General features: G+C 74.0%; 23 protein-coding genes. 10 read left to right on the top strand and 13 right to left on the bottom strand.

Translation table 11 applies throughout. From position 1 onward, the window contains the following. Nucleotides 1-58: 58 nt before the first annotated feature. Both AB0411_RS29470 and AB0411_RS29465 read left to right on the top strand, forming a co-directional pair. Nucleotides 59-574 carry a YbaK/EbsC family protein gene (locus tag AB0411_RS29470; RefSeq protein WP_366420318.1) on the top strand — a complete coding sequence of 172 codons (516 nt, stop codon included), beginning with the start codon at nucleotides 59-61 and terminating at the stop codon, nucleotides 572-574. Next, a complete protein-coding gene (locus tag AB0411_RS29465; RefSeq protein WP_366420317.1) occupies nucleotides 571-1,422 on the top strand; it encodes an EamA family transporter in 852 nt (283 codons plus the stop codon). Before AB0411_RS29470 ends, AB0411_RS29465 begins: the two co-directional genes overlap by 4 nt. Before the next feature lie 19 nt (nucleotides 1,423-1,441). Here the strand turns inward: AB0411_RS29465 and AB0411_RS29460 are convergent, their stop codons facing one another. The 8 genes from AB0411_RS29460 to AB0411_RS29425 all read right to left on the bottom strand — a co-directional run bounded on the left by AB0411_RS29460 (nucleotide 1,442) and on the right by AB0411_RS29425 (nucleotide 11,157). After that, nucleotides 1,442-2,392, bottom strand: a complete 951-nt coding sequence (locus tag AB0411_RS29460) for a TIGR01777 family oxidoreductase (protein WP_366420316.1) — start codon at nucleotides 2,390-2,392, stop codon at nucleotides 1,442-1,444. Nucleotides 2,393-2,533: 141 nt separating this feature from the next. After that, the gene (locus AB0411_RS29455) at nucleotides 2,534-3,316 is read right to left on the bottom strand and encodes an SDR family NAD(P)-dependent oxidoreductase (RefSeq protein ID WP_366420315.1); all 783 of its coding nucleotides are present in this window, start codon (nucleotides 3,314-3,316) and stop codon (nucleotides 2,534-2,536) included. A gap of 501 nt (nucleotides 3,317-3,817) precedes the next feature. Then, nucleotides 3,818-5,026 (bottom strand): serine hydrolase domain-containing protein, encoded by a 1,209-nt coding sequence (locus AB0411_RS29450; RefSeq protein ID WP_366420314.1) that lies wholly within the window; start codon nucleotides 5,024-5,026, stop codon nucleotides 3,818-3,820. A gap of 123 nt (nucleotides 5,027-5,149) precedes the next feature. Next, nucleotides 5,150-5,923: an energy-coupling factor ABC transporter ATP-binding protein gene (locus AB0411_RS29445; RefSeq protein WP_260639178.1), complete on the bottom strand. Its 774-nt coding sequence runs from the start codon at nucleotides 5,921-5,923 to the stop codon at nucleotides 5,150-5,152. Beyond that, on the bottom strand, nucleotides 5,911-6,672 hold the full coding sequence (gene cbiQ / locus AB0411_RS29440; protein WP_366420313.1) for a cobalt ECF transporter T component CbiQ: 762 nt from the start codon (nucleotides 6,670-6,672) through the stop codon (nucleotides 5,911-5,913). Before cbiQ ends, AB0411_RS29445 begins: the two co-directional genes overlap by 13 nt. A gap of 1 nt (nucleotide 6,673) precedes the next feature. Continuing rightward, nucleotides 6,674-7,795 (bottom strand): energy-coupling factor ABC transporter permease, encoded by a 1,122-nt coding sequence (locus tag AB0411_RS29435; RefSeq protein WP_366420312.1) that lies wholly within the window; start codon nucleotides 7,793-7,795, stop codon nucleotides 6,674-6,676. Nucleotides 7,796-8,209: 414 nt separating this feature from the next. Beyond that, nucleotides 8,210-10,465: an MMPL family transporter gene (locus AB0411_RS29430; protein WP_366420311.1), complete on the bottom strand. Its 2,256-nt coding sequence runs from the start codon at nucleotides 10,463-10,465 to the stop codon at nucleotides 8,210-8,212. Nucleotides 10,466-10,581: 116 nt separating this feature from the next. Further along, the gene (locus tag AB0411_RS29425; RefSeq protein WP_366420310.1) at nucleotides 10,582-11,157 is read right to left on the bottom strand and encodes a TetR/AcrR family transcriptional regulator; all 576 of its coding nucleotides are present in this window, start codon (nucleotides 11,155-11,157) and stop codon (nucleotides 10,582-10,584) included. Between the two features lie 494 nt (nucleotides 11,158-11,651). On the opposite strand from AB0411_RS29425, the gene AB0411_RS29420 reads away from it, so the two are divergent. Together AB0411_RS29420 and AB0411_RS29415 are read left to right on the top strand one after the other, a co-directional pair. Further along, nucleotides 11,652-15,005: a S41 family peptidase gene (locus tag AB0411_RS29420; protein ID WP_366420363.1), complete on the top strand. Its 3,354-nt coding sequence runs from the start codon at nucleotides 11,652-11,654 to the stop codon at nucleotides 15,003-15,005. 216 nt (nucleotides 15,006-15,221) lie between these two features. Continuing rightward, the gene (locus tag AB0411_RS29415) at nucleotides 15,222-15,851 is read left to right on the top strand and encodes a hypothetical protein (protein WP_366420309.1); all 630 of its coding nucleotides are present in this window, start codon (nucleotides 15,222-15,224) and stop codon (nucleotides 15,849-15,851) included. Between the two features lie 89 nt (nucleotides 15,852-15,940). Here AB0411_RS29415 and AB0411_RS29410 read toward each other — a convergent pair whose 3' ends face one another. The 4 genes from AB0411_RS29410 to AB0411_RS29395 form a co-directional block, all read right to left on the bottom strand. Then, nucleotides 15,941-16,192, bottom strand: a complete 252-nt coding sequence (locus AB0411_RS29410) for a hypothetical protein (protein ID WP_366420308.1) — start codon at nucleotides 16,190-16,192, stop codon at nucleotides 15,941-15,943. A 193-nt stretch (nucleotides 16,193-16,385) separates the two neighbouring features. Beyond that, on the bottom strand, nucleotides 16,386-17,267 hold the full coding sequence (locus tag AB0411_RS29405; RefSeq protein WP_366420307.1) for an SDR family oxidoreductase: 882 nt from the start codon (nucleotides 17,265-17,267) through the stop codon (nucleotides 16,386-16,388). Next, nucleotides 17,264-18,265 carry an alpha/beta fold hydrolase gene (locus AB0411_RS29400; protein WP_366420306.1) on the bottom strand — a complete coding sequence of 334 codons (1,002 nt, stop codon included), beginning with the start codon at nucleotides 18,263-18,265 and terminating at the stop codon, nucleotides 17,264-17,266. Before AB0411_RS29400 ends, AB0411_RS29405 begins: the two co-directional genes overlap by 4 nt. After that, nucleotides 18,262-19,791 carry a flavin-containing monooxygenase gene (locus tag AB0411_RS29395; protein WP_366420305.1) on the bottom strand — a complete coding sequence of 510 codons (1,530 nt, stop codon included), beginning with the start codon at nucleotides 19,789-19,791 and terminating at the stop codon, nucleotides 18,262-18,264. Before AB0411_RS29395 ends, AB0411_RS29400 begins: the two co-directional genes overlap by 4 nt. Nucleotides 19,792-20,002: 211 nt before the next feature. Between AB0411_RS29395 and AB0411_RS29390 the strand changes: the two genes are divergently transcribed. Next, nucleotides 20,003-20,809: a MerR family transcriptional regulator gene (locus AB0411_RS29390; RefSeq protein WP_403150016.1), complete on the top strand. Its 807-nt coding sequence runs from the start codon at nucleotides 20,003-20,005 to the stop codon at nucleotides 20,807-20,809. A gap of 51 nt (nucleotides 20,810-20,860) precedes the next feature. Here AB0411_RS29390 and AB0411_RS29385 read toward each other — a convergent pair whose 3' ends face one another. After that, nucleotides 20,861-21,664, bottom strand: coding sequence for an exodeoxyribonuclease III (locus AB0411_RS29385; protein ID WP_366420304.1), 804 nt, complete (start codon nucleotides 21,662-21,664; stop codon nucleotides 20,861-20,863). Between the two features lie 66 nt (nucleotides 21,665-21,730). Here AB0411_RS29385 and AB0411_RS29380 point away from each other — a divergent pair, with 66 nt between their 5' ends. From AB0411_RS29380 to AB0411_RS29360, 5 genes are all read left to right on the top strand, one after another. Then, nucleotides 21,731-22,213: a GNAT family N-acetyltransferase gene (locus AB0411_RS29380; protein ID WP_366420303.1), complete on the top strand. Its 483-nt coding sequence runs from the start codon at nucleotides 21,731-21,733 to the stop codon at nucleotides 22,211-22,213. A 134-nt stretch (nucleotides 22,214-22,347) separates the two neighbouring features. Then, nucleotides 22,348-23,277, top strand: coding sequence for an ABC transporter ATP-binding protein (locus AB0411_RS29375; RefSeq protein ID WP_366420302.1), 930 nt, complete (start codon nucleotides 22,348-22,350; stop codon nucleotides 23,275-23,277). Continuing rightward, a complete protein-coding gene (locus AB0411_RS29370; RefSeq protein WP_366420301.1) occupies nucleotides 23,274-24,284 on the top strand; it encodes an ABC transporter permease in 1,011 nt (336 codons plus the stop codon). Before AB0411_RS29375 ends, AB0411_RS29370 begins: the two co-directional genes overlap by 4 nt. Nucleotides 24,285-24,453: 169 nt before the next feature. Further along, nucleotides 24,454-24,849, top strand: coding sequence for a GntR family transcriptional regulator (locus tag AB0411_RS29365; RefSeq protein ID WP_366420300.1), 396 nt, complete (start codon nucleotides 24,454-24,456; stop codon nucleotides 24,847-24,849). Between the two features lie 174 nt (nucleotides 24,850-25,023). Further along, complete coding sequence (locus AB0411_RS29360; protein ID WP_366420299.1) at nucleotides 25,024-25,812, top strand: MerR family transcriptional regulator; 789 nt, start codon at nucleotides 25,024-25,026, stop codon at nucleotides 25,810-25,812. Nucleotides 25,813-25,821 lie beyond the last annotated feature (9 nt).

The raw sequence follows: 25,821 nt of genomic DNA, 5'->3' as shown, positions 1-25,821 counted from the left end.
GTCTCACCGAGCGGATTTCGTTCGCATGGCCCGTACAGCTTTCGCTAGCGTGCGGGCCATGAGCGATTCCCGGTCCGGCACCACCCCGGAAACCCCCCACGCAACGGCTCACCCCCGCTTCGCCGAAGCGCTCACCGCACTGGGACTGGCCGTCGAGGTCCGCGGCTTCCCCGAGGCCACCCGCACCGCCGCCGAGGCGGCCGCGGCCGTCGGCTGCGACCTCGGCCAGATCGTCAAGTCGCTGATCTTCACCGCGGACCGCGAGCCGGTCCTGGTCTTGGTGGACGGCGCCGCCCGCGTGGACGTGGAGCGGGTGCGGGCCGAGCTCGGCGCCACCGCCGTCGGCCGCGCCGACGCCGCCCTCGTCCGCGAGACCACCGGCTACGCCATCGGCGGCGTACCGCCCTTCGGGCACCGCACCCGCACCCGCGTCCTGGCCGACCGCGGACTGCTCGCGCACGACACCGTCTGGGCCGCCGCCGGCACCCCGCACACCGTCTTCCCGCTCGCCCCCGCGGCCCTGATCGAGTACGCCGGGGCCCGGGTCGCCGACGTGCGCGAGCGCACCGCGTGACCCCGCTCGTCGTCGCGGCGGTCCTGCTGGCCGCCGTCACCCACGCCAGCTGGAACGCCATCGCCCACGGCATCCGCGACCAGCTCCTGGCCTTCACCCTGGTCGGCGGCGGCGGTGCGCTCTGCGGCCTGGCCATGGCCACCGTCACCCCGCTGCCCGCCGCCGGCGCCTGGCCCTTCCTGCTGGCCTCCGCGGTGCTGCACATCGTCTACCAGGTCCTGCTCATGCAGTCGTTCCGGCTGGGCGAGTTCGGCCAGATGTACCCCATCGCCCGCGGCACCGCGCCCCTGGTCGTCACGGTCCTGGCCGCCGTCTTCGTCCATGAGGTCCCCGACGGCTGGGCCCTGGCCGGCGTGGCACTGGCCTCGGCGGGCCTGGTCGGCGTCGCCCTGTGGGGCATCCGCGGCTCGGGAAAGCGCCCCCACTGGCCGGCCATCATCGCCGCGCTCGCCACCGGCCTGGCCATCGCCTCGTACACCACCGTCGACGGCCTGGGCGTCCGCGCCTCCGGCACCCCCCTCGGCTACATCGCCTGGCTGATGGTCTTCGAAGGCGTCGTCATCCCCGGCTACGCGCTGGCCACCCGCCGCCGCCGGCTCCTCACCGAGCTGCGCCCCTTCGCCCTGCGCGGCCTGGCCGGCGGCGTGCTCTCCGTCTTCGCCTACGGCCTGGTCCTGTGGGCGCAGACCCGCGCGCCCCTCGCCCCCATCGCCGCCCTGCGCGAGTCGTCCATCATCGTCGGCGCCGCCATCGGTGCCGTCTTCTTCAAGGAACGCTTCGGCGCCCCCCGGATCGCCGCGGCCGGCCTGATGGTCATCGGCATCGGCCTGATGCTCCACACCGGCTGAGCGGGCGGCACGGGCCGGCTCAGGTGCCGGCCCGTGCCGCGCGCACCCGCCGCACCAGGTCGTCCGCGGCCCCCCGCCACTCGCCGTGATCGAAGGCGAAACCCGCGTCGAGCAGGCGGCCGGGCACCACGCGGCGGCTCTTGAGCAGGAGTTCGGTGTCGGAGCGCAGCGCGAACGCGCCCAGCTCGGCCATCCACTTCGTAGCCGGCAGGCCCACCGGGACACCCCAGGCGGCCCGCAGCGCCCGCATGAACGCGCGCTGCGGCAGCGGGCCGGGCGCGGCGAGATTCACCGGCCCGCGGAGATCGCTCCCGACCAGGAACTCGACCGCGCGGACGAAGTCACGGTCATGGATCCAGGACACGTACTGCGCCCCGCCCGCGACCGGACCGCCGAGCCCGAGCCGCGCCAGCCACAGCAGCACGTCGAACACGCCGCCGCGATCGGGGCTCATCACCATGGCGGAACGCAGCGCGACCTTACGGGTGCCCGGGGTCTCGGCCTCCTCCTGCGCCCGCTCCCAGGCCTTGGCGATCTCGACGCTGTACGCCCAGTAGCCCGGAACACCGGGCTCCGTTCCCCCGACCACACCGGTCGCCTCGTCGTGCGGGGCGTCGAAGCGGTGGGCGTAGACGGTGGCGGTGCTCATCTGCAGCCATACCTTCGGAGGCCGGTCGGCGGCCGCGATCGCCTCCCCCACGACGCGGGCGGAGTCCACCCGCGAGGCCATCATCTCCCGGAGGTTGTCCGGGGTGTAGCGGCAACTGACGCTCCGCCCGGCCAGGTTGATCACGACGTCACTGCCGTCGACCGCCGCCGCCCAGGGTCCCCGCGTCGCACCGTCCCACCGCACCTCCCCGTCCCGCACCGGATGCCGGGTCAGGACGACGACCTCATGCCCCGCCGCGGTCAGCGCACGGTGCAGGATCCTGCCCACCTGACCGGTCCCGCCGGGTATCACGATCTTCATCGGACTCCCTCTTCGTGCTCCTCGTGCGCCGTGTGCACTTCGTGCACCGGACCGACCGTTCCCTTGCGGCCGGGTGCCGGGACGCCGTACCCGGCAACGGGCGGACGCCGCCGGGCCGCCCGCCCCGGCGGCGGGCCGCCCTCACTCACCCCGCAGCGCCCGGACCAACTCCCCGTTGGCGACCAGCACCCCGCCGTCCACCGGCAGCGTGACCCCCGTCACCCACGCGGCATCCGACGAGGCCAGATAGGCCACCGCCGCCGCGATGTCCTCCGGCCGCCCGACCCGCCCCAGCGGGTACGCCGCGGCCGCCCGCCGCAGCCCCTCCTCGTGCCCCGCCCAGTTGGGGGTGTCGACGGTCCCCGGGGCGACCAGGTTGACCCGTACGCCGCGCGGGGCGGCCCGGCCGGAGAGCGTACGGGTCAGGCTCGCCAGGCCCGCCTTGGCCGCGCTGTAGGCGTGATTGCCGAAATCCTGGATGCCGTTGACCGACCCGATGTTGACGATCGCGCCGCGCCCGCCGGCCGCCGCCAGATGCGGCAGCGCGGCCCGCGCGCACCGGAAGGCGCCGCCGAGCGTGATGTCGAGGTCCGCCGCCCACTCCTCGTCCGGCTCGTCCTCGAACAACGGGGTGTCCGGATGGCACCGGCAGGCGTTGTTGACCAGCACGTCCAGTCCCCCGAACCGCTCCACCGCACGGGCCACGGCCGCGTCCACGGCCGCGCGGTCCCCCACGTCGCACGCCATCGCCTCGGCCGTTCCGCCGGCCTCGACGATGCCGGCCGCCACTCGCTCTGCGCGGGCCCCGTCGAGGTCCGTGACCAGCACCCGGGCCCCTTCCGCGGCCAGCCGCCGCGCGGTCGCCGCACCGATTCCCCGGCCCGCGCCGGTGATCAGGGCGCTGTACCCCTCGAAGCGTTGCATCTGTTCGCCCCCGGTGTCGGGTGATCCGCCGCCGTGCGTCTGTTGCAGTGTGCCGTGTCGCCTCCGGCGGGGGGGTGTTTGGGCGGGGGCCGCTTGCTGTTCGTGGTGGGTGCCGGTGGCGGGCCTCCGGGGCCTGGGTGGTGGACTGCTTCGCTTTACGTCCACCACCCAGGCCCCTCCGGCCCACCACCTCCCGCCCGGACGGCGACCCCCGCCCGGTAGGGGTGAAGGTCTTCAAAGACCAGTAGCTCGGCCCCCATCGTGGCGCGGGCCGAGCTACTGGTCTTTGGTCTTCTCCTGCACCCCCACCGGGGTGGAGCCCACAACCGACGGGAGGGGGCGGGGCCGGAGGGGTGGGTGTTCGGACGTAAAGCGAAGCAGTCCGAACACCCACCCCGCAGGCCCCGAACCCGCCACCCCCACCGAGCAGGGCCCCACCCCACACAACCCACCCCGCTCCCGCCGAAGGCGGGAAAGAACAACAGAAAGAAAAACGGCGGCTCACCCGGCAACGTGGGAAACCGCACGCAGAAGCGCCTGCGCACGAGGATCCGCCGTCACATTCCGCTGCATCCCATTCGTGACGTAGCCGAACGCGAGCCCCGTCTCCGGGGCGGCGCAGGCGAGGGCGCCGCCGCGGCCGGGGTGGCCGAAGGAGCCGGGGGCCAGCAGCGGTGAGGCGGGGCCGTGGAGCATGAAGCCCAGGCCGAAGCGGGTGTGGACGAGGAGGGTGCGGTCGAGGCCGGCGGACTCCTCGGTGCGGGCGAGGGTGAGCGTGGCGGGCGCGAAGAGCCGGGGGCGGTCGTCGACGGGGCCGATGAGCGCGGCGTAGCAGCGGGCCAGCGAGCGGGCGGTGGCGATGCCGGCGGAGGCGGGCAGTTCGGCGGCCCGGTAGGCGGGGTCGTTCTCGTCGGGCGCCGGGGTGATCGCGGCGAAGGCGCGGCTGGTGAGCGAGTCCGGGTCGGCGTACGCGTCGGCGACGGACGGCTTGGGGCGTACCCGCAGGCCCGACGCGGCGGGCACAGCGGGCGGCTCGACGGGGGCCAGCCGGCCGACGCGGGACTGCTCGGCCTCGGGCAGGCCGATCCACAGGTCGAGGCCGAGCGGCCCGGCTATCTCCTCGGCGATCCAGCTGCCGAGGGTGCGGCCGGTGACCCGCAGCACCAGCTCGCCGATGAGCCAGCTGTAGGTCTGTGCGTGGTAGCCGTGGTCGGTGCCGGGTTCCCAGAAGGGTGCCTGGGCGGCGAGTGCGGCGGGGCCGCTGACGCCGTCGATGGCCTGGCCGGGGGTGAGCGGGGTGTCCAGGGCGGGGAGGCCGGCGCGGTGCGAGAGCAGGTGGCGGACGAGGACGCGTTCCTTGCCGGCGGCCTTGAACTCCGGCCAGTAGGTGCCGACGGGCGCGTCGAGGTCGAGCTGTCCGCGCTGGTGCAGGAGCAGCGGGACGAGGGCGGCGATGCCCTTGGTCGCGGAGCGGATCACCTGGGCGGTGCCGGCCTCCCAGGGGGCCGCGCCCGCCGCGTGCTTGCCGGCGTCGCCGTCCCTGGTGCCGCCCCACAGGTCGACGACCTTGTGCCCGTGCCGGTAGACGGCGACGGCCGCCCCCCGCTCGCCGCGCCGGGCGAAGTTGGCCATGAAGGCGTCCCGGACCGGCTCGAAGCCGTCCTCGACCGTGCCCTGGACGTCCACCACTGATTCCTGCTTCCCGCTCATCCGCCGCTTTCGTGACCCATCCATGGTGCAACGCGCGGATCAGTGCTGATGACCAGGACAGCGGCCCGTGGTGTTCGTCACACGGGCCGGTCGCGGCGACGGCGGGGGCGGCTCAGCGGCGGGTCACAGCGGGACGTCGACCGAGCGCGGGTCGAAGCCGAAGGGGAGTTCCAGCCGGTGGGTGCGCATCAGTTCCTCGTCGCACAGCAGCTGCTGGGTGGTGCCGTCGGCGACGATCACGCCTCCGGAGAGCACGACGGACCGCGGGCACAGCTCCAGTGCGTAGGGCAGGTCGTGGGTGACCATCAGGACGGTGACGTCCAACGAGCGCAGGATGTCGGCGAGTTCGCGGCGGGAGGCCGGGTCGAGGTTGGAGGACGGCTCGTCGAGGACGAGGATCTCCGGCCGCATCGCCAGCACCGTCGCGACGGCGACCCGGCGGCGCTGCCCGAAGGAGAGGTGGTGCGGCGGCCGGTCGGCGAAGTCCGCCATGCCGACCCGGGTGAGCGCTTCGGTGACCCGCTCGTCCAGTGCGTCGCCGCGCAGCCCCGCGGAGGCGGGCCCGAAGGCGACGTCCTCGCGGACGGTGGGCATGAACAGCTGGTCGTCGGGGTCCTGGAAGACGATGCCGACCCGGCGGCGGATCTCCGCGAGGTGCTCCTTGCCGACCGGGAGGCCGGCGATCTCGACGGTGCCGGCGCCCGCTTCGAGGATGCCGTTGAGGTGCAGGACGAGCGTGGTCTTGCCGGCGCCGTTGGGCCCGAGCAGCGCGACCCGCTCGCCGCGGCCGACGGTCAGGTCGACGCCGAAGAGCGCCTGGTGGCCGTCGGGGTAGGCGTAGGCGAGCCGGGAGACGGCGAGGGAGGGGGCGGGTGCGGTGGTGCTCAAAGGGTCCATCCCAGGAGGCAGACGGCGAGCGCGGCGAGCGGGAGGGCGGCCGCGCGGGTCCATTGTGTGCGGGTGGCGGTGGTCTCGGCGAGCCGGGGCATGGTGCCGGTGTAGCCGCGGCTGACCATGGCGAGGTGGACCCGCTCGCCGCGCTCGTAGGAGCGGATGAACAGCGCGCCGGCCGACTTGGCGAGCACGCCCCAGTGGCGGATGCCGCGCGCCTCGAAGCCGCGGGAGAGCCGGGCGATCCGCATCCGCCGCATCTCGTCGGTGATCACATCGCCGTAGCGGATCATGAAGGAGGCGATCTGGACGAGGAGCGGCGGCATCCGGAGCCGCTGCAGGCCCAGCAGGAGTTCGCGCAGTTCGGTGGTGGCGGCGAGCAGCACGGACGCGGCGACGCCCAGCGTGCCCTTGGCGAGGATGTTCCAGGCGCCCCACAGCCCGGACGCGCTCAGGCTCATCCCGAGGACCTCGGTGCGCGGGCCCTCGGCGACGAACGGCATCAGCAGGGCGAAGGCGACGAACGGCACCTCGATCAGCAGCCGCTTGAGCAGGAAGCCGGCCGGGATCCGCGCGGCCGCCGCGGCGGCCGCGATCAGCAGTGCGTAGAGCCCGAAGGCCCAGACGGCCTCGCGCGGGGTGGAGACGACGACGAGGACGAAGCAGAAGACCGCGGCGATCTTGCAGTGCGCGGGCAGGGCGTGGACCGGTGAGTGCCCGTGCCGGTAGAGCTTGTGCGCATGGCCGGCGCCCATCTCAGACGCTCTCGGACGGGCGCCGGTCGCCGGCGTCCGGCTGCCCGCCGCCGTCGTTCCGGCGGCGCCGCAGGACGACGAACACGCCCGTTCCCACGGCGAGCGTCGCGCCGACGCCGATGATCCCGGCGAGGCCGCCGGCCAGGCGCGCGTTGGTGATGTCCTTGACGCTGTAGTCGGCGAGCGGGGAGTCCTTGGCGGCGTGGTCCCGGGTCTTGGCGTCGATGCCCTGGTCGTGGGCGACCTTCTCCAGGCCGTCGGGGCTGGCGGAGGCGTAGTAGCTGATGCCGCCCGCGCACACCAGGGCGGCGGCGAGTCCGGCGAGCCAGACACGGCGGGTGGAGCGCCGGGGCGCGGCAGGGGCCGGGGCGGCAGCGGGGGCGGCGGCCGGTGCGGGCTCGCCGGCGGGGGCGGCCAGCGGTGAGGTGCGCAGCTCCAGGGGCTTGGCCAGGCCGCGTGCGCCGTGGACCAGGTCGGGGCGCACGGCGATCACGGCGCCGACGGTCAGGGCGGTGATCGCGGCCTCGCCGATGCCGATGAGGACGTGGACGCCCACCATGGCGGTGAAGACCTTGCCGATCGGCACGTCCGCGGTGCCGCCGAGCGCGTACATGGCGGTGAAGGCCACCGCGGCCGCCGGGACCGAGATCAGCGCGGCGGTGAAGGAGGCCACGGTGATCGAGCGGCGCCGCCGGGGCAGCACCTTCACCAGCCCGCGGAACAGACCGTAGGCGACCACGGTCGTGACGATCGCCATGTCGGTGATGTTCACGCCCAGCGCGGTCAGCCCGCCGTCGGCGAAGAGCACGCCCTGCATGAGCAGCACGACGGAGACGCACAGCACACCGGTGTACGGGCCGACGAGTATCGCCGCCAGCGCGCCGCCCAGCAGGTGCCCGCTGGTGCCCGCGGCGACCGGGAAGTTCAGCATCTGCACGGCGAAGATGAACGCGGCGACCAGTCCGGCCAGCGGTGCCGTCCGCTCCGCGCCCGCGGCGCCGCCCGCGCCCGCACCCGCCAGCTCGCGCCGGGCTCCGCGCAGGCTGACCGCGACCGCGGCGGCGGCGACCGCACCGGCCGCCGCCGACACCGGCGCATTGATGAATCCATCGGGTACGTGCATCTCAGGTTTCTCCGCTTCAGGCTCCGCAGCCCACCAATGGTGGTGTCTCCTGCAAATAACTTGCAAGAGCGCCCATCATGCGGAACGGCCGCGGCGACCGTAAAGGCGGGTCCCCTGCGTACCTCCGGCGCCGGGGGGCGCATGGGGGCGAATGGGCGGAGCGCGCCGCATCCGGCCGCGCGGTGCGCCCCGGGATCCGCCGCTCTCCCCCGGGCCCGGCCGCCCCGTGCCGCCGGGCCCGGGCGGGCGCGCGGCCCGGCGACGGTCCCCGTCCCCACGGGAAGCCGTCGCCGGGCCCTTGGTGCGCCGCTCCCCGTCCCCACGGGCCGGCGCCGGCTCCGGGAGCCGCTCCGCTCACAGCGGCTCCCGGAGGTCTGGGTGCACCGGCCGGGCGGCCGGTGCGGTGGCGGTCGGTCAGACGCGCTCCGGTTCACGGGCGGTGCGCCCGTCCGGTCCGCCGGCGTCGGCGCCGAGCCGCTCGCGCAGGCCCTCGCCCTCGACGTCGACGTTCGGCAGGATCTTCTGGAGCCCGCCGGGGAGCCACCAGGCGGACCGGCCCAGCAGCGCCAGGACCGCGGGGACGACGGCCATCCGGACCAGGAAGGCGTCGAAGAAGACGGCGACGGCGAGGCCGAAGCCGATCATCTTGATCATCGCGTCGGTGGAGCCGATGAAGCCGGCGAAGACGCTGATCATGATGACCGCGGCGGCGGTGACCACGCGCGCTCCGTGCCGGAAGCCGGTGACCACGGCCTCCCCCGGCCGCTCGCCGTGGACGAAGGCCTCGCGCATCCGCGTGACGAGGAAGACCTCGTAGTCCATCGCCAGGCCGAAGACCACGCCCACCATGAAGATCGGCATCATGCTCATGATCGGTCCGGTCTGCTCGACGCCGAACACGTCGCCCAGCCAGCCCCACTGGAAGACCGCGACGACCGCACCGAGCGCCGCCACCACCGACAGCAGGAAGCCGAGGGCCGCCTTGAGCGGGACGAGCACCGAGCGGAAGACCACCATCAGGAGCAGGAAGGCCAGTCCGACGACCAGCGCCAGGTAGGGCATCAGCGCGTCGTTGAGCTTCTGCGAGACATCGACGTTCATCGCGGTGGTGCCGGTGACCAGGGTCTTCGCTCCGGTGTCCCGGGCGATGCCGGTCGCCTTCGACCGGATGTCGTGCACCAGGTCCTCGGTGGCGCCGCTGCTGGGCTTGGACTTCGGGACGACGTTCAGCATCGCGGTGTCGCCGGCCTTGTTGAAGGTGGGCGGGGTGAGGACGGCGACGTCGTCCAGCGCGCCGACCTCCTTCGCCACCCGCGCGGCGGCGGACTTGGTGCTCTGCCCGGCGTGGGCGTCGCGGCCGTCGACGACCAGCATCAGCGGGCCGTTGAAGCCGGCGCCGAAGCCGTCCGTCAGCAGGTCGTACGCCTTGCGCTGGGTGGTGTCGGTGGGCTGCGAGCCGTCGTCCGGCAGGCCCAGCTCCAGCGAGGACGCGGGGACGGCGACGGCGCCCAGGGCGACCACGGCCGCGAGGAGCACGGTGACCGGGCGGCGCAGCACGAACCGCGCCCAGCGGGTGCCCATGTTGGGCCGCTCGGCGGTGGTGGCGTGCCGGCCGTGCGGCTCGCCGGCCGCGGCGCTCTCCCGGTCCTTGCGGGCCTTGCGGGGCAGCACCCGCTTCCCCGCGAAGCCCAGCAGCGCCGGGATGAGGGTGAGCGCGATCAGGACGGCGACGACGACGGTGCCGGCCGCGGCCAGGCCCATCTTCGTCAGCATCGGGATGTTGACGACGGCGAGGCCGACCAGCGCGATCACCACGGTCAGCCCGGCGAAGACGACCGCGGAGCCCGCGGTGCCCACCGCGCGTCCGGCGGCCTCCTCGCGCTCGCTGCCCTCGGTGACCTCGGCGCGGTAGCGGGAGACGATGAACAGGGCGTAGTCGATGCCGACGGCGAGGCCGATCATGGTGGCCAGCGTCGAGGTGGTGCTGGAGAGGTCGAGCGTGCTGCTCAGCGCGGTGATGGTGGAGACGCCGATGCCGACGCCGATCAGCGCGGTCACCAGCGGCAGTCCGGCCGCGATCAGCGCGCCGAAGGTGATGACGAGGACCACCGCGGAGATCGCGATGCCGATGACCTCGGTGGCGCCGGTCTCGGGGATGGCCTGCAGGGCGTTGCCGCCGGTCTCGACGGTCAGCCCGGCGTCCCGGCCCTCCTTCGCCGCGTCCTCCAGGGCGTCCTTGGAGGCATCGGTCAGCTCGAAGCCGGTGACCTTGTAGGAGACCTGGGCGTAGGCGGTGCGCCCGTCCTTGCTCAGGGCCCTGGCGGTGTACGGGTCGGCGACCCGGTCGACCTGCGAGGAGCCCGATTGCAGGGCGTGGACGGTGCGTTCGACGGCCGCCTTGTTCGCCGGGTCCTTCATGGTCTCGCCGGCCGGGGCCCGGAAGACCACCCGGGCCGTGGCGCCGTCGGCGTTCGTGCCGGGGAAGCGCTGGTCGAGGAGGTCGAAGGCGCGCTGGGCCTCGGTGCCGGGGATGGCGAGGGAGTCCGCGGCGGGCGCGGAGGCGGTGGCCGCCCCGACGCCGGCGACGGCCAGCAGGGCGATCCATATCAGGGCGACGAAGCGACGTCGCCGGAAGGCGAAGCGTCCGAGTTTGTAGAGGAAAGTGGCCACGAGACCGGGTGCTCCCGTCGGATGAGGGGTGTGTGAAGGCGTGCGTCATCGCCCCGGCGACGAGAGCGGCGTGCCGGGTACGAGGACTCGGATGGAGGGAAGTCGGGCGGGTGGGGTCAGACGCCGAGGGCGGGGAGGACCACGGCGTCGAGGTAGGAGGCGAGGAACGCGGCGTCGGCGCTGCGGTCCTCGATGAGCTGCCGGGCGATGAGCGCGCCGACGAGCATGTGCGGGGCGAAGGCGAGAGCGGGGCAGTCGGCCGCGATCTCGCCGCGGTCGATGGCCCGCGCCAGCATCGCGTTCAGCCCGGTCACCTCGGGGTCGAGGAGGACTTCACGCAGGGCCTGGTGCAGATCGGGGTTGCCGTGGATGGCCATCCCCAGGCCCCGCATCAGGGCCGCGTCCTTCTCCACCTGCCCCTCGTCGTCGGCCCGGCGCACCAGTTCGGCGAAGTCGCCGCGCAGGCTGCCGGTGTCGACGTCCGCGGTGCTGACCGGCTTGCAGTGCCGCAGCGCCCGGGCGACCAGCTCCGGCTTGCCCTGCCACTGGCGGTAGAGGGTGGCCTTGCTGGAGCGGGTACGGGCGGCGACGGCGTCCATGGTCAGCGCGTCGTAGCCGACTTCGCGCAGCAGATCGAGCACGGCGTTGAAGAGCTCGGTCTCCCGCTCGGGAGTCAGCCGGCTGCGTCCCATGACAGATACCTCTCGGTCGGGCCGTTCGAACGCGGCCACCCTACCGGCGGAAGCGAACGAAACGGTTTCGTACACCTCGAAGATAGGGCCGTCCCGAGCGAAACGGAAGCGTTTCGCTAGTGGTCTGCGTCACCGTGGCCGCGGTCCGGTCCCGGCGGCCTGCGGGCCTTTTCCGGCTGCCGGCGGGCGCGAAGGACGGCCGACGGGGCCGCCGCGGCCCGGCCGGGCGGCTACCGTCCAGCGAGAACGCCGGCCCGGCATCCGCACCGCGGTGCGACGGCCGACGGACGCGGTGGCCGGTATCTGCCCGCGGATTTTCGCCGGCACCGCGATGTCCGACTCGGGAGCCCGTGCACCTCCTCGAGGACCCGCGCACACCTCGCACAGGCCGACTTGCCACCCGTACCCCTGCCCGGAACGATGGTTGGGTGAGCGATGCACCCGAGGACGTCGGGCCGCGCCCGGAGTCGGACCCCGCCAAGGCCCGCGGGCGGCTGCGCCGGGAGCCGCCCACCACGGACCCGCCGGGGGCGTCCGGCGCCGCCTACCTGCGCTATCCGCATCTCCACGGCGACCTGCTCTGTTTCGCCGCCGAGGACGACCTCTGGATCGCCCCGCTCGCCCCCGAGGACCAGGAGCCCGGCCGCGCCTGGCGGCTGACCGTCGACCGCACCCGCGTCGGCCACCCCCGCTTCTCCCCCGACGGCACCCACATCGCCTTCACCACCTGGCGCAGCCTCGACCCGGAGGTCCACCTCGCGCCGGTCGGCGGCGGCCCGGCCCGCCGGCTGACGTACTGGGGCAGCACCGACGCCCGGGTCTGCGGCTGGACGCCGCCCGACCACGAGGGCCAGGCGCACGTCCTCGCGGTCTCCTCGCACGGCCAGCCGTTCTCGTACTACTCGTGGGCCTACAGCGTGCCCACCGACGGCAGCCCCGGCGGCCAACTGCCCTGGGGCCCGGTCTCCGACATCGCGGTCGCCGACGTCGAAGGGGAGCGCCGCACCCTGCTGCTCAGCGGGAAGCCGCCGCACGAGCCCGCCTCCTGGAAGCGCTACCGGGGCGGCGCGATGGGCCGGATGTGGCTGCACGGCACCCGGCTGATGCCGGACCTGTACGGGCACCTCGACTCGGTGATGTTCGTCGGCGGCCGGATCGCCTTCCTCTCCGACCACGAGGGCATCGGCAACGTCTACTCCTGCCTGCCCGACAGCACCGATCTGCGCCGGCACACCGACCACACCGACTTCTACGCCCGGCACGCCGCAAGCGACGGCTCGCGCATCGTCTACCAGTGCGCCGGCGACCTCTGGCTGATCGACGACCTGGGCCCGGACGCCGTGCCGCGCAAGCTGACCGTGCGGCTGGGCGGTCCCCGGGCCGGCCGGCGGACCTACCAGGTCCCGGCCGCCTCGCACGTCACCGCGCTCGCGGTGGACACCACCGGGCGGGCCAGCGCGGTCGGCGTCCGCGGCAGCCTGTACTGGCTCACCCACCGCGACGGCCCGGCCCGCACCATCCACGACACCCCGGGCATACGCGTCCGGCTCCCCGTCATGCTGGGCTCCACCGGCCGGGTCGCCTACCTCACCGACGCCGAGGGCGAGGACGCCATAGAGATCACCAACCTGCCGCGGGCCGGCGCGCCGGGCGCACCGCGCCGGCTGGCCGCCGGTGAGCTGGGCCGGGTCCACGAGATGACCTCCGCACCGGACGGGGAACGGGTGGCGGTGGCCTCCCACGACGGCCGGCTGCTGCTGGTGGACACCGCCCGGCCGGAGGAGGGGGCGGACGAGGAGGAGCGCGCCGCCGGCGTCACCGAGCTGATCCACTCCGCCAACGGACCCGTCCGCGACCTGGCGTTCTCCCCCGACTCGCGCTGGCTGACCTGGTCGCACCCCGGCATCGGCCGCACCCTGCGGCAGATCAAGATGGCCCGGCTCGCCGACCGGCACATCGTGGACGTCACCAACGGCCGGTTCGAGGACGAGCAGCCGGTGTTCACCCGCGACGGCCGCTACCTGGCGTTCCTGTCCTGGCGCGGGTTCGACCCGGTCTACGACGTGCACACCGGCGATCTGTCGTTCCCGCTGGGCTGCCGCCCCTATCTCGTACCGCTGTCGTCGGCGACCCCCTCCCCCTTCGCGCTGTCCCCCGAGGGGCGGCCCGCGGCGGGCGGGCTGGACCCGGACGAGATCCCGCCGCCGTCGGACGAGGGGCCGGTGCTGGTCGAGGTCGAGGGGCTGGAGAACCGCGTCACCCCGTTCCCGGTGGCGGCGTCCAAGTACTCCTCCCTGGAGCCGGTCAGCGGCGGCGGGCTGGTCTGGCTGCGCTGGCCGATCTCCGGCGCGCTGGGCGAGACCTTCGCCAACCCGGCCGACACCTCGGGCCGGCCCACCCTGGAGCACTTCGATCTGACCAAGGCACGGCGCACCGAACTCACCAGCTCGCTGGACGGGTTCGCGCTCAGCGGCGACGGCACGCGGCTGGTCGTCAACGACGAGGGCGAGCTGCGCGCGGTGCCCGCGACCGAGACGCCGGACAGCGACTCGACGGTCTTCCTGGACCTGCGGCGCATCCTGCACGACGTCGATCCGGTGGCCGAGTGGCGCCAGGCGTTCGACGAGGCGGGCCGGATCGCCCGGACCTACTTCTGGGACCCGCGGATGTGCGGCATCGACTGGGACGGGGTGCTGGCGCAGTACCGGCCGCTGCTCGAACGGGTCGCCTCCCCCGACGAGTTCGCCGATCTGCTGCGCGAGGTGATGGGCGAACTGGGCACCTCGCACGCCTACGTCACGGGCGCCCGGCGCAACGAGGGCCCGCCGCACTACCAGCGCGCCATGGGCCTGCTCGGCGCCAACCTGGTGTGGCGCGACGGCCGTTGGGTGGTCACCCGGATCCTGCCCGGCGAGTCCTCGGACTCCCGGGCCCGCTCCCCGCTGGCCGGCACGGGCATCCGCGAGGGGGCGGCGCTCACCCATGTCGACGGCCGCCCGGTGGACCCTGTGGCCGGGCCGTACCCGCTGCTGGCCGCGGCCGGCGGCACCACCGTGGAGCTGACCTTCGCCCCGCCGGAGGGCGAGGGCCCGCCGCGCCGGGTCGCGGTGGTCCCGCTGGTCGACGAACGGCCGCTGCGCTACCAGGACTGGGTGGCCAAACGCCGCGCCGTGGTGCGGGAGTTGAGCGGCGGCCGGTGCGGCTATCTGCACATCCCCGACATGGGCGGCTCCGGCTGGGCGCAGTTCAACCGCGATCTGCGGATGGAGGTCTCCCGGCCCGCGCTGATCGTGGACGTCCGGGGCAACGCCGGTGGCAACATCTCCGAGCTGGTGATCGAGAAGCTGACCCGCACGATCATGGGCTGGGACCTGACCCGCGACGCCGAGCCCGTCTCGTACACCAGCAACGCCCCGCGCGGCCCGGTCGTGGCCGTCGCCGACGAGATGACCTCGTCCGACGGCGACATGATCACCGCGGCCTTCAAACTGCTGGGCATCGGGCCGGTGGTCGGCATGCGCACCTGGGGCGGGGTGGTCGGGATGACCGGCCGGCACCGGCTCGCCGACGGCACCGCGATCACCGTGCCGATGAACGCCGCGTGGTTCCGGCTCTACGGCTGGGGCGTGGAGAACCACGGCGTCGAGGTCGACATCGAGGCGCTGCGCTCCCCGCTGCACTGGGCCGAGGGCCGGCATCCCCAACTGGGCGTCGCGGTGCGCACGGTGCTGGAGCTGCTGGAGCGGCATCCGGCGGCGAAACCCCCGGACCTGTCGGACGTGCCGGACCGGCGGCGGCCCCCGCTGCCGCCGCGCGACGAGGGCACCTCGGAGGCGGCCGGCGCCTGAACCGTCCACCGGCGCGGCCGCGGCCTCTCCGGACGGCGTCCGCCCCTCCTTCGCGCACCACCCCTACCCCCTGTGACCTGCCCGGACGTCGGATGCCTGTGCGGGGCGGCCGAGCGCCGCGCTGTCACGAGCCCCTCACATGAGGGACGTACTCTTCCCGGCCGGGGCCTGTGCACGGGCCCCGCCAACGCCCCCCACCTGCACGGAGATACACCGATGGGAATCCGTCGACGGTTCGTTCCGCTGACCGCCGCACTGGCTCTGACCGGCGGCCTGTCCGCCTCCCAGGCCGCCCCCGCGCTGGCCGCCCAGCCGGCGTCCGGCCGGACCGCCGGGGCCGCCGCGGCCGACGGCACCTACCTCTCCTTCAACAAGAACCAGAGCGACCCGGGCAAGTCGGCGCTCTACCTGATGGCGAGCGTCCCCGACGCCCGCGACACGGTGCTCGCCAAGTACCGCGCGGGCTCCGGCGACGCCGGCCCCAACGGCACGGACGAGTGCGCCGGTTCGCAGGGCTGGCTGCCGAACGGCACCTACCAGGTGCTGGCCCACGACGCGCACTACAACGGCGGGGACCACGGGGTCAACGGGAAGGTGATCCACGTCCAGGACAAGGTGTGCCAGGACGGCCGGACCACGCGCGCCGAGCTGTTCGTGCACAGCGAGATGTGGCCCGAGGGCAGCCAGGCGGCCGCCCGGCCCGGCCAGGACAACCCGTATCGCTGGGACGGCCCCGACGACTACCGCTCACTGGGCTGCATCAAGCTGAGCCCGGCCCACATCGACGACCTCTTCGGCGAGGCCGGCCGGTACGGCTGGCCGACGAAGCTCAAGGTCGTGAGCTGACACGGCGGTGGGGCGCACCCTGTCGACCGGGTGCGCCCCTTCACGCAAGACGCGTACGCCGCCGCACGTGAGGTTCAGGACGAGCCTGTTCAGCTCTGGAAGCGGCCCTCGGCGGCGTCCATCGCGTCCTGAGCGGGCTGACGGCCCTGCTGGCCGCGCTCGCGCGGCTGGGCGCCACGCTCCTGGCCGCCCTGACGGCGGTCCTGGTCCTGGCGCTGGCCGCCGCGCTCGTGGTCGCGCTGGCCGCGGTCCTGGCCCTGCTCGCGAGCGTCGCTCCGGGCGTTCTGCGCCTGGTTCTTGAGCTCGTTGGCCTTGTCCTGGAACTGGTCCTTGATGCCCATGCTGTTCACTCCTAGTGGGGTGTAGGGGGGTTGGGCCCCGTTCAGCGTGACACGCCCGGACATTGCTCGCATTTCGATCACGGTTGACTACGCTCCGTAAGGCCCGAAGATCGCTCCCCGCCTGCTCGGGAGCGGCTCTCCGGGCCTCGCGGGACGGCGCGCGGGGCAGTTGGCGGGACGGCTCCCGCCCGGGTCACCGGTCCGCCCGCGCCTTCTCGTCCGCCTCCCCGCCGGCCCCCACCAGGCCGACCCGCATGCCGTCCAGCCGGTCCCCGAAGCGCCGCATCTCCCGCTGGCCCACCGTCCCGACGAGCGAGGGCAGATACCCGCGCAGCGACTGCATCCCGCGCAGCCACCACTGTCCGTAGACGTGCGCGGAGCGGCGCTCGACGCCCGCCACGATCCGGTCGACGGCCGGGCCCAGCGGATAGGTCCGGTTCGAGGGCCACGGCAGCCGGGAGCGCAGCTCGCGCATGACGGCGTCCTGGTCGGCGCCGCGCACCATGTCGGTGTCGGTCCAGCTGAGGTAGCCGACCCCGACCCGTACGCCCTTGTGGCCGACCTCGGCGCGCAGGCTGTGCGCGAACGCCTCGACGCCCGACTTGGAGGCGCAGTAGGCGGTCATCATCGGCGCCGGTGTGATCGCGGCCAGCGAGGCGATCTGCAGGAAGTAGCCGCGGGAGGCCGCGAGGGCGGGGAGGAAGGCGCGGCCGGTGACCGCGCCGCCGATGAGGTTGACCTCGATGACCCGCCGCCAGGCCACCGGGTCGGAGTCGGCGAACGGGCCGCCGGTCGCCACCCCGGCGTTGGCGACGACCACATCGACCTTCCCGAAGCGGTCCTTGACCTCGCCCGCGACCCGGGCCATCGCCTCGTGGTCGGTGACATCGGCGTGCCAGTGGTGTGCCGGGCCGTGCAGCGAGGCGGCGACGCCCCGCAGCTCGTCCGGCTCCAGGCCGACCAGCGCCAGCGTCGCCCCGCGCGCCGACAGCTTCCTGGCCAGCAGCGCGCCCACGCCGCGGGCCGCGCCGGTGACGACGACGACCTGTCCCGTCAGGTTCCTGCTCGTCCTCATGCCGTCTTCTCCTTCTTCTGCCGTGCGGAGCGGGGGACTTGGGCCGCCGCGTCCTCCCCGGCGCCGCTTCCGGCTCCGGCGCCGGCCGCCCGCAGGTGGTCCTCGACGAGGGCGCGCAGCCGGCCGGCGACCGCCGCGGGGTCCTCGATCGGCGTCATGTGGCCCAGGCCCGGCAGCTCGGTCAGGCCGCGGCAGTCGGGCAGGACGGAGGCCAGCCGGCGGGCGTGCACGAGCGGGGTGAGCCGGTCGGCGGTGCCCGCGATCACCGCGGTCGGCAGCGCCAACCCGGCGGCCCCGCCGGTCAGTTCGAGCCCGGACAGCACCCTGCCCCAGCGGGCCCGCACCCCGGGCGGGCAGGCGTGCACGATGCGCGCACAGGCCTCGATCTGCTCGGCGGTGGCGCCGGGGCCCATGGTGGCGTACCGCAGGGCGCTCCTGGCGAGCGGCGACACGGGGCCGAGCGGCGCCCGCGCGTGCAGCAGCAGCCGGTGCGCCCGGCGCCGGCCCTGCGGGCTGCGCAGCGGGAACACCCGTGATTCGGCGGCCAGATCGGCGCTTCCGGTGCTGCACAGCAGCGCGGCGGCGGCCCGCTCGCGCAGCTGCGGCCGCTCGGCGGCGGCCATGATCGTCATGCCGCCCATGGAGTGGCCGCCCACCACGGCGCGTTCGCCCGGCCGCAGGGTCGCGTCCAGTACGGCGACGAAGTCGTCGGCGAGGGCGGAGGTGCTGTGGCCGGCCGGGCCGGCGGCGGGGCTGCGGCCGTGGCCGCGCTGGTCGTAGAGCACCACCCGGTGGTCGGCGGCCAGCTCGCGGACGACCGGTGCCCAGAAGGCGGTCGAGCAGGTCCAGCCGTGCGCCAGGACGACGGCCGGCGCGTCCTTCGGTCCGTGCACCTCGGCGTGGAGCCGGGCGCCGTCGGCCGAGGTGACGGGGAGCGTGGTGTGCGGCACCGGCGGGGCGTAGGGACCGGTGGTGACGTGTCCGGGGCGGCGGCTCATGCGGCCGCCTCCGCGCGCGGTGGGGCGGTCCGGTCCGCGGGCGGGCCGGCCGGTGGCCGCAGCACCTCGTACTCCGCGAGGTCGACCTGCCGGGTGGCCTTCTTGAACTCCGACGTCGTGCCCGGCCAGACGGTGGTGTTGCGGCCGTTGGCGTCCAGGTACCAGCTGTCGCAGCCACCGCGGCTCCACACCGTGCGCGTCATCCGCTGCTGGATGGCGCGGTTCCACTCCTGGACGGCGGAGGGCCGGGCGTCGAGTGCGATCTTCCCGCCGAGGACGTCCAGCTGGCGCAGGTAGTCGGCCAGGTAGTTGAGCTGCGCCTCGATCATCAGGATCATCGAGCTGTTCCCGAGGCCGGTGTTGGGCCCGATGATGGTGAGGAAGTTGGGGAAGCCGGCCGCGCTGGCCCCGCGCAGCGCGGCCATGCCGTCCTTCCACTCCTCGGCGAGCGTCGTCCCGTTGGCGCCGGTCACCCGCTGCGCGATCGGCATGTCCGTCACATGGAAGCCGGTGCCGAAGACGATCGCGTCGGCCTCCGCCTCGCTCCCGTCGGCCGCCACCAGGGTGCTCCCGCGCACCTCCTTCAGGCCCGAGGTGACCACGTCCACATTGGGCTGCGCGAGCGCCGGGTAGTAGGTGTTGGAGAGCAGGATCCGCTTGCAGCCGATGCGGTAGTCGGGGGTCAGCGCGGCCCGCAGCCCCGGGTCCTTGATGGCCTTCTTCAGATGGTTCCTGGCCAGGAACTCGATCAGACCCAGCTGGTCGGGGCGCTTGGTGAAGGCGCTGACCTGCATCTCCCTGATGCCCCAGAGCAGCCCGCGGCGCGCGGCACGGGTCGCGGGGAACGTGCCGTGCAGCCACTTCTCGGCCGCGGTGATCCTGCGGTCGGCGCGCGGCAGCACCCAGGGCGGGGTGCGCTGGAAGAGGGTGAGGCGCGCCACGTCCGGCTGGACGGCCGGCACGATCTGGATCGCCGAGGCGCCGGTTCCGATCATGGCGACGCGCTTGCCGCGCAGGTCGGTGTCGTGGTCCCAGCGGGCGGAGTGCGCGACCGTGCCGGGGAAGGTGTCCAGCCCCGGGATCGCCGGGATCTTGGGGTCCGACAGCGGCCCGGTCGCGGACACCACGACGTCGGCGCTCAGCGGCCCGTCGGCGGTCTCCACCTCCCAGTGCAGCGCCTGTGCGTCCCAGCGCATGCTGAGCACTTCGGCATGGAAGCGAAGGTGCTCGCGCAGCCCGAAGGTGTCGGCGACCCGCTCCAGGTAGGCGCGGATGTGCGGCTGCCCGGAGAAGTTGCGCGGCCACTGCGGGTTGGGCGCGAAGGAGAAGGAGTACAGGTGCGAGGGCACATCGCACGCGCATCCCGGATAGGTGTTGTCCCGCCAGGTGCCGCCCACCGCACCGGCCCGTTCCAGGATCACGAAGTCGGTGATCCCCTGGCGTCGCAGCCGGACGGCCGCGCCCAGACCACCGAAGCCCGATCCGATCACCGCAACCCGCACATGCCTGCGCTCGCGCTCGGCCATCCCGCCGCCTCCCGAGTCCGACGTCGTTCCCTGCCATCTTCGATGCCGTGACATCCGGCGCCACGGCCGCCCTCCGTCAATCACGCCAGTAATCACTGGCGCAATGGGAGCGTAAGGGCAGCGGCGTACCGAGCGGTAGGGGTCGGGCGGCAGGAAGTTACCGCCAGTTGCCCACCGGCCCGGCGCCGTACCCCCGGCATAGGCTGAACCCGTGGCAGCGAACGAGAACCCCCAGGACGCGCGCACGGCACCCGACGCACCCTCCCCCGCCCGCGAATTCCGCATGCCCGAGCTGGCCCGGGAAGCCGGTATCACCGTCCGTACGCTGCGCTTCTACCGCGAGCGCAAGCTCATCCCGCCGCCGCGCCGCGAGGGCCGGATCGCCTGGTACAACGAGCACCACCTGGCCCGCCTGCGCACCATCGGCGCCCTCCTGGAACGCGGCCACACCCTCGGCGGCATCGCGGAACTCCTCTCGGCCTTCGACACCGGTCGCGACGTGGGCGAACTCCTCGGCCTGGAGCACCCCCTCGTCCCGCCCTGGTCCGAGGAGACCCCGGTCCGCCTCACCCCCGAGGAGCTCGCCGACCACTTCAGCAAGGACATCACCGCCGAGAACCTCACCGCGTCCCTGGACATCGGCTACCTCGCCGTCGACGGCGACGAGTTCGTCCACATCAGCCGCCGCCTGCTGGACGCCTCCACCGAACTCGTCGACCGGGGCGTCCCGCTGGCCGCCGTCCTCGAAGCCGGCCGTCAGGTGCGCGCCCACGCCGACGCCCTCGCCGACCTCTTCGCCACCCTCATCCGCGCCCACATCCTGCCCGACGTCCTCGGCCGCGCCCCGGCGGGCGAGACCCCCGGCCCCCACGAGGTCGACCGCATCGCCGAGACCATCGAGAAGCTCCGCCCGCTGACCAAGGGCGTGGTCGAGGCCGAACTCTCCATGGCCATGGACCGCCGCGTCCGGGCGGAGCTGGCACGCTGGCTGCCCGGGCAGGACCGCGAAGGCGAGTGACGCCGGCCGGGCGGGCGGGCCTCGGCCGCACGGACCACGGGCCGCCCCGGCTCAGTCCCCGTAGACCACCGTCACCGGCGCATGATCGCTCCAGCGCCGGTCGTAGGCGGCCGCGCGTTCCACCCAGGCCTTCACCGCGCGCCGGGCGAGGCCGGGGGTGGCCATCTGGTAGTCGATGCGCCAGCCCGCGTCGTTGTCGAAGGCGCGGCCCCGGTAGGACCACCACGAGTACGGGCCCTCGGTGTCCGGGTGCAGGCTGCGGACGACGTCCACGTAGCCGCCGCGCTGTTCGTCGAGGACGTCGGTCAGCCAGGCCCGCTCCTCCGGGAGGAAGCCGGACTTCTTCCGGTTGGCCTTCCAGTTCTTCAGGTCGGCCTCCTGGTGGGCGATGTTCCAGTCACCGCACACCACCACCTCGCGGCCGTCCGCCGCGGCCCGCTCGCGCAGGCCGGTGAGGTAGGGCAGGAACTCCGCCAGGAAGCGTTCCTTCTCGTCCTGCCGCTCGGTGCCGACCTCACCGGAGGGCAGGTAGAGGCTGGCGACGGTCACGCCGGGCAGGTCCGCCTCGACGTAGCGCCCGCTGTCGTCGAACTCCGCCGACCCGAAGCCCACCCGGACCCGCTCCGGCTCCCGCCGGGTGCAGAGCGAGACCCCGGCCCGGCCCTTGGCCGCCGCCGGGGCGTGCACGGTGTGCCACCCCGCGGGCTCACGCACCTCGTCGGGGAGCTGGGCGGTCTCCGCCCGCACCTCCTGCAGGCACAGCACATCGGCCTCGGTCTCCGCCAGCCACGGCACGAAGCCCTTCTTGGCGGCGGCCCGCAGGCCGTTCACATTCACGGTGGTCACGGTGAGCATCCCGGCACGATACCCATCCCCGGACCTCGTGGCGCCGGGCGCCCGCTCACCCGTACGATTTCCGGAATGGAGATACGTACCGTCCGCTACGACCACCCCGACGCGGTGGCGCTGGACGCACTGGTGCAGCAGGAGTACGTCCGCCGCTACGGCGAGGGCGACATCACCCCGCTGGACCCGGCGATGTTCACCCCTCCGCACGGTACGTACCTGATCGCCTACGACGGCGCCCGCCCGCTGGCCACCGGCGGATGGCGGCGCCAGGAGGAGTCCGCGGAGGGCTACGCGGCCGGCGACGCCGAGATCAAGCGGATGTTCGTGGTCGCCGAGGCGCGCGGGCGGGGCCTGGCCCGGCGGATCCTGGCCGCCCTGGAAGCGGACGCACGGGCCGCGGGACGCTCCCGCATGGTCCTGGAGACCGGCACCGAGCAGCCCGAGGCACTGTCGCTGTACGCCTCCAGCGGCTACGTCCTCGTCGAGAAGTTCGGACTGTACCGGACCTACGACGACAGCCGGTGCATGGCGAAGTCGCTGGTCGCGGCCGGCTGAGGGGGCTGTCGGCGCCCCGCGGCCCCGCCGGTGCCACCGCCCCTCCCCACCGCCCCCGCGACCCATTGTTGACACGCCTCCCGGCCGCTCTCCATACTCATTCCACTAATCAACTAGCTAAAGGGGGGATCCGGGTGAGCGACCCGAGCCCGTGGGCCATCGAGGCCGAAGGACTGGGGAAGCAGTACCGCCGCGGCTGGGCGCTGCGAGACTGCTCCTTCCGGCTCCCCGCCGGCCACATCTGCGCCCTCGTCGGCCCCAACGGCGCGGGCAAGAGCACCTTCCTGGGCACCGCGACCCGGCTGGTGCAGCCGACCACCGGCACGCTGAAGCTGTTCGGCGTCCCGGTCTCCGACCCGGCCGTCCTCCAGCGGGTCGCCTTCCTCGCGCAGGACAAGCCCCTCTACCCGCGCTTCACCGTCGCCGAGACCCTGCGCCTGGGCCGCGAGCTCAACCCGCGCTGGGACCAGGCGCTGGCCGAGCGGATCGTCCGGTCGGGGAACGTGCCGCTCGACGCGCGGATCGGCACCCTCTCGGGCGGCCAGCGCACCCGCGTCGCCTTCGCCCTCGCCTTCGGCAAGCGGCCCGAGCTGCTGCTGCTCGACGAGCCGATGTCCGACCTCGACCCGCTCGCCCGGCACGAGCTGTCCGGGCTGCTGATGGCCGAGGCCGCCGAGCACGGCACGACGGTCCTGATGTCGTCCCACATGCTCGCCGAGATGGAGGTCATGTGCGACTACCTCCTCGTCCTCACCGAGGGCCGGCTGCGGATGGCCGGCCAGACCGAGGAGCTGGTGCCCGCGCACCTGCTGGTGACGGGCGTGGCCGACGGCGACGGCGGAGTACCGGCGGAGCTGCTCCAGCGGCACACCGTGGTCGAATCCCGGGTCAGCGGGCGGCAGTTCAGCGCCCTGGTCCGGCCGCACGGCCCCCTCGGCGACACCTGGGAAACGCTCTCCCCGAGCCTGGAGGAGGTCCTGCTGGCCTACCTGCGCTCGCCCGGGGCCCCCACCCTGATCGCGGACGAGGCCCGGATCGACGGCCCGCGGGAGGCCGCCGCGTGACCCGGACCCGCGCCGCCGGCGCACCGGCCGGGACGGCGGACGCCGCCGCCCCGGCGCCCCCCGCCCGCCGCGGCCTGCTGCACGGCCTGCCCTGGCTGGTCTGGCACCGGCACCGCGCCCTGCTGCGCGCCGCACTGCTGATCACCGTCGCGGGCTGTGCCACCTTCGCCTACCAGCGCCTCGGCCTGATGGACTTCCTGCACGCCCACGGCGCCTCGGCGCCGGCCGGAGGGCGGGTGGCCACGGACTTCCAGAACAGCTTCGGCGCGATGTTCGACAACGACATCCAGGTCCTGGAGCTGCTGCCGGTACTCGCCGGGATCTTCCTCGGCGCGCCGCTGATCGCGAGCGAGCAGGAGCACGGCACCGTCAAGCTGGTCACCACCCAGTCGGTGAGCCGCGGCCGCTGGATCGCCGCCACGCTCGGCCTGCCGCTGGCCCTCGTCGTGGTGTGCTCCGCCCTGCTGTCGGCCGCCTTCACCTGGCTGTGGTCACCGGCCCACGCCCTGGTCGGCGACGGCGACTGGATGCAGAGCGGCGCCTTCGACACCACCGGACCGGTCCCGGTCGCCAAGACCCTGTTCCTGGCCGCCTGCGGCATCGCCCTCGGCACGCTGATCAGGCGGGTGACGGCGGCGATGGCGGCCACCGCCGTGCTCGCCGCCGTCACCGCCCTGGTCTGGGGCGAAAAGGTGCGCCCGGCGCTGGGCCCGCTGCGCAGCGTCAGCTACCCGTACCACGGCGACGGCCCCCGGCTGCCGGCCGGTTCCGTACGGATCGACGACTGGGTGTCCACCGCGGACGGCAGGCTCTACGGCTACGGCACCTGCACCACCGGCGACACCGGGGCGTGCCGGGCCAGGCTGGACATCGTCAACCGGGTGACCCAGTACTTCGACTACGGGCAGATGGCGGGGATGCAGTGGCTGGGCGCGGGCATCCTGCTGGCACTGGCGGCCGTGGTCCTCGGCTGCGTCGTGTGGCGGGCACAGCGGCGGCCGCTCTGAACGGGACGGCGCGCGGCGGGCGGCGCGGGCGCCTGCCCGCGGGCACCTCCCGTACGGGGAACGCCCCGGGCGGCGCTTTGACACCCGGCACGACCAGCCCGATCATCAAGCGGTCGGGCAGCACGGTGCCGGCGGCACACCGGCCGGCACCGACGGAAGAAGCAGAGAGGTGGTGAGCGCCGTCGAGTTCCGCATCGACCGTCGCAGCGGTGTCGCCACCTACCTCCAGATCGTCCAACAGGTCCAGCAGGCACTGCGGTTGGGCATCCTGGTGGAGGGCGACCGGCTGCCGACCGCCGCGCAGGTCGCCGCGGCGACCAAGGTCAACCCCAATACGACCCTCAAGGCGTACCGCGAACTGGAGCGCGAGGGCCTGGTCGAACCGCGCCCCGGCCTCGGCACCTTCGTCAGCCGCACCCTCGCCCGCCCCGAGTCCGCGGCGGACGCCCTGCTGCGCGAGGAACTGCGCTCCTGGATGGACCGGGCCCGCACGGAGGGCCTGGACCGCGAGGACGTCCAGGCACTGGTGAACTCGGTGCTGCAGGACCGGTATCCGGACAGGTGAGCCGGGCGGGGCGGGCCCCCGCCCCGTCGGCCCGCCGCGGCCCCCGCCCGTACCGCACCGCGCTTGACCCTCACGCCACGTCAGGCCCCAGCCTGGGGAACGGCCGCCCCGCCACCGGTGACACCATCGGGAAGGGACGGGCCGGCCGGACATGACGGGACGAAGGGCACTGCGATGAGCTACTCGGTCGGGCAGGTCTCCCGCTTCGCGGGGATCACGGTGCGGACCCTGCACCACTACGACGAGGCCGGGCTGCTCTCCCCCGGCGACCGCAGCCCCGCCGGCTACCGCCTCTACAGCGACGCCGACCTCGCCCGGCTGCAGCAGATCCTCTTCTACCGGGAACTCGGCTTCCCCCTCGACGAGATCGCCACCATCCTGGCGGACCCGCAGGCCAACGCCCTCGACCACCTCCGCGCCCGGCACCGCCTCCTCACCGACCAGATCGCCGCCCTGCAACGGCTGGTCGAGGTCGCCGAACACGCCATGGAGGTCCAGCAGACCGGCGTGGAGCTGACCCCCGAGGAGCGGTTCGAGGTCTTCGGCGAGGTGACCTTCGACCTCACCTACGCCACCCAGGCCCATCTGAAGTGGCAGCACCGCGAGAGCTACCAGCACTCGATGGCACGGGCCGCCGCGCACTCCAAGGAGGACTGGGCCGCGATCATGGCCGAGGCCGCCGCGTGGCGCCGGCGGCTCACCGCCGCCTTCGACGCCGGGGAGCCCGCGGACGGCGCACGCGCCATGGACCTCGCCGAGGAGCACCGCCGGCACGTCGCCCGCTGGTTCACCCCCTGCCCCACCGACGTGCACGGCCGGATCGCCGACGGCTTCGTCACCGACCCCCGCGCCTTCGCCCTGGTCGTCCCGGCCACCGAACAACGCCCCGGCCTCGCCGCGTACCTGCACACGGCCGTCCACGCCAACGCCGTACGCCACTCCTCCGCGCCCCACGAGGCCTGACCCGGACTC

It is taken from the genome of Streptomyces angustmyceticus (assembly GCF_040701845.1).
Taxonomy (GTDB): Bacteria; Actinomycetota; Actinomycetes; order Streptomycetales; family Streptomycetaceae; genus Streptomyces; species Streptomyces angustmyceticus_A.
This window is presented reverse-complemented; position numbering and strand designations above follow the sequence as displayed.